Source organism: Sphingomonas sp. (assembly GCF_035317925.1).
Taxonomy (GTDB): domain Bacteria; phylum Pseudomonadota; class Alphaproteobacteria; order Sphingomonadales; family Sphingomonadaceae; genus Sphingomonas_I.
In genome coordinates this window covers 1-3,218 of sequence record NZ_DATHFV010000205.1, presented here as the reverse complement: position 1 = coordinate 3,218, position 3,218 = coordinate 1, and the positions used below count along the sequence as shown (strand labels likewise).

Genomic DNA, 3,218 nt, shown 5'->3' with positions numbered 1-3,218 from the left:
GCGCGGCGATCCGGCGACGCGCAGCTTCTCGCTCATCTATCTCAAGCAAGGCCGCGTGATCGCGCTCGACTGCGTCAACATGGTGCGCGACTATGTCCAGGGCCGCTCTCTGGTGGTCGAGGGCAAAAGCCCCGATCCGGCGAAACTGGCCGACACCAATGTCGCGCTGAAAGAACTATAAGGGAGGCACAGATGGCGGGATGGCACAGGCGCAAGCCGATCGGGGCGAAGACGGGCACGCGCCTGACGCCGACCCTCTCCTGGCCGCATCTGATGGCGCTCGGCGTGGGTTCGATCGTCGGCACCGGCATCCTGACGCTGATCGGCGTCGGCGCGGATCGCGCGGGCCCCGCCGTCCTGCTCTCCTTCGCCATCGCGGGCGCGATCTGCGCCTGCGCCGCGCTCGCTTATGCCGAAATGGCGACGATGATGCCCGCCGCCGGCAGCGCCTATACCTACAGCTACGCGGTTTTGGGCGAGACGATCGCCTGGGTCGTCGGCTGGAGCCTGATCCTCGAATATAGCCTGGTCGTCTCGACCGTCGCGGTCGGCTGGTCGGGCTATGCCGCGCCGTTGCTGACCGCGGTCGGCTTTCCCAAGGCGCTGACGATGGGGCCCGCGCTCGGCGGTATCGCCAACCTGCCCGCCATCTTCATCATCGCATTGGTGGCGGGCCTGCTGTGCGTCGGCACCAAGGAAAGCGCGCGGCTCAACACGATCCTCGTGCTGATCAAGATCGTGACTTTGGCTTTGTTCGTCGCGGTCGCTTTGCCGGCGTTCAACGCACAGAATCTCCACCCCTTCATGCCGCACGGTTTCGCCAAGATCGTCGAGCCCGACGGCACCGCGCGCGGCGTGATGGCGGCGGCGGCGATCATCTTCTTCGCTTTCTACGGCTTCGACGCGATCTCGACCGCCGCCGAGGAAGCCAAGCGCCCCGAACGCGATCTCGCCATCGCCATCGTCGGATCGATGCTGATCTGCACGTTCATCTACATCATCGTCGCGGCCGCCGCCGTCGGCGCATTGCCTTACACCAAATTCGCCAACAGCCCCGAGCCGCTCGCCTTGATCCTGCGCGAAATGGGCCAGGGGCGCGTCGCGCACATCATCGCGATCGCCGCCGTGATCGCGCTGCCGACCGTCATCCTGGGTTTTCTCTACGGCCAGAGCCGCATCTTCCTCGTGATGGCGCGCGACGGCTTCCTGCCGCCGAAGCTGGCGGCGATCTCGTCGCGCGGCACGCCGGTGCGGATCACCATCCTGACCGCGATCCTCGTCTCGATCATCGCCGGCATATTGCCGATCGATCAGATTGCCGCGCTCGCCAATGCCGGCACGCTGATCGCCTTCATCGCGGTCGCGATCTGCATGATGGTGATGCGCCGCCGCGATCCCGCGATCAAACGCCCGTTCCGCGCGCCGGCGGTGTGGCTGATCGGGCCGGGCGCGGTGCTCGGCTGCCTCTACCTCTTCATCAGCCTGCCCGCGAAGACGCTCATATGGTGTCTGCTGTGGAACGCGATCGGCCTGGCGATCTACGTTGCCTATGGCCGCCATCGCAGCCTGCTCGGTCAGGCGGCGCCACGACTTTGAGCGCGATCCTGATTCTCACGACCGCGCCCACGCAGGAAGAAGCCGCGCGAATCGCCGAAACTCTGGTGACCGAAAAGCTCGCCGCCTGCGTCCAGCTCTCGCCGATCGAAAGCTGGTACCGCTGGGATGGCAAGGTCGAGCGCGCGGCCGAGATCCGCCTGCATATCAAGACCACCGAGGCTGGGGCAGGGGACGTCGAGCGACGCGTTGCTGCCCTCCATTCCTATGCGCTGCCGGAGCTGATACGCATTCCGATCGCTGGTGGATCGCCCGATTATCTTGCCTGGATGGACGAGGAAATCGGGCCGGATTGACCCCTAAAATCGCCGCGTCGCAACATCTGCGGTTCCTTTCTCCGAAACGATCGGTATAGAAAAGGGGCAACCGCGAGGATCAAGATGCGCTCCATCCCCTCGGCCGCTTTAGTTGCGGCCCTGCTGCTGTCCGCTTGCGGCAAGCAGACGCCCCCACCGCCGCCGCCGCCGAAAGTCGGCGTGATCACGGTGCAGATGCAGCCGGTCACGCTGACGACCGAGCTGCCCGGGCGCACGTCGCCCTATGAAAGCTCGGAAGTGCGGCCGCAGGTCGACGGCATCATCACCAAGCGGCTGTTCCGCGAGGGTGAGTTGGTCCGCGCCGGGCAGATACTCTACCAGATCGACCCCGCGCCTTATGTCGCCGCCGCCGCCAATGCGCGCGCCGCGCTGGCGCATGCCAACGCGACCATCGCATCGACCGCCGCGCTTGCGCGCCGCTATGGCGATCTGGTCAAGATCAATGCGATCGCGCGCCAGGATTATGAGAATTCGGTCGCGACCGCCAACCAGGCGAGGGCGGACGTCGGCGCCCAGAAGGCCGCGCTGCAGTCGGCCGAGATCAATCTGCGCCGCACCGCCATCAAGGCGCCGATTTCGGGCCGGATCGGCGCATCGACCTTCACCGTCGGCGCGCTCGTCACGGCGGCGCAGACGCAACCGCTCGCCACGATCCAGCGGCTCGATCCGATCTATGTCGACATCAACCAGTCGAGCGTCGATCTGCTCAAGCTGCGCAAGTCGGTGCTTGCCGGGCAGGTGTCGCGTGACGGCAATGCCGCGCGCGTCGGGCTCACGCTCGAGGACGGCAGCGACTATGGCACCCAGGGCAATTTCCAGTTCTCCGACGTCACCGTCTCGCAGGATACGGGCACGGTTACGGTCCGCGCGATCTTCCCCAATCCGCAGGGGCTGCTGCTGCCGGGCATGTATGTCCGCGCGCATCTGATCGACGGCACGCAGGCACAGGGCGTCCTCGCCCCGCAACAGGCGGTGACGCGCAACGAAAAGGGCAATCCGTCGGCCTATGTCGTCGGCGCGGGCGACAAGCTCGAGATCCGCGAGCTCACGACATCGCGCGCGATCGGCGATGCCTGGCTCGTCACGAGCGGCCTCAAGCCGGGCGACCGGCTGGTGATGGACGGCACGATGATGCTCCAGCCCGGCGCGGCGGTGACGCCGGTGCCGTGGACGCCCCCGCCCGCGCCGTCGAAGGCGGCGATCGCGGCGGCCGGACAGTAAGGCCGCACTGTGGCACGTTTTTTCATCGACCGGCCCATCTTCGCATGGGTGATCGCGATCGTGCTG

General features: G+C 66.5%; 4 protein-coding genes. All 4 read left to right on the top strand.

Translation table 11 applies throughout. From position 1 onward, the window contains the following. Window positions 1-181: oxidoreductase C-terminal domain-containing protein (locus tag VK533_RS15375; RefSeq protein ID WP_324379221.1), on the top strand; the 181-nt coding region annotated here is incomplete at its 5' end. A gap of 11 nt (window positions 182-192) precedes the next feature. Next, window positions 193-1,596, top strand: a complete 1,404-nt coding sequence (locus VK533_RS15370; protein ID WP_324379219.1) for an amino acid permease — start codon at window positions 193-195, stop codon at window positions 1,594-1,596. Then, on the top strand, window positions 1,593-1,910 hold the full coding sequence (gene cutA / locus VK533_RS15365) for a divalent-cation tolerance protein CutA (protein WP_324379217.1): 318 nt from the start codon (window positions 1,593-1,595) through the stop codon (window positions 1,908-1,910). The genes VK533_RS15370 and cutA overlap by 4 nt, the downstream gene beginning before the upstream one ends. An 84-nt stretch (window positions 1,911-1,994) precedes the next feature. Beyond that, on the top strand, window positions 1,995-3,152 hold the full coding sequence (locus VK533_RS15360) for an efflux RND transporter periplasmic adaptor subunit (RefSeq protein WP_324379215.1): 1,158 nt from the start codon (window positions 1,995-1,997) through the stop codon (window positions 3,150-3,152). Window positions 3,153-3,218: the final 66 nt, after the last annotated feature.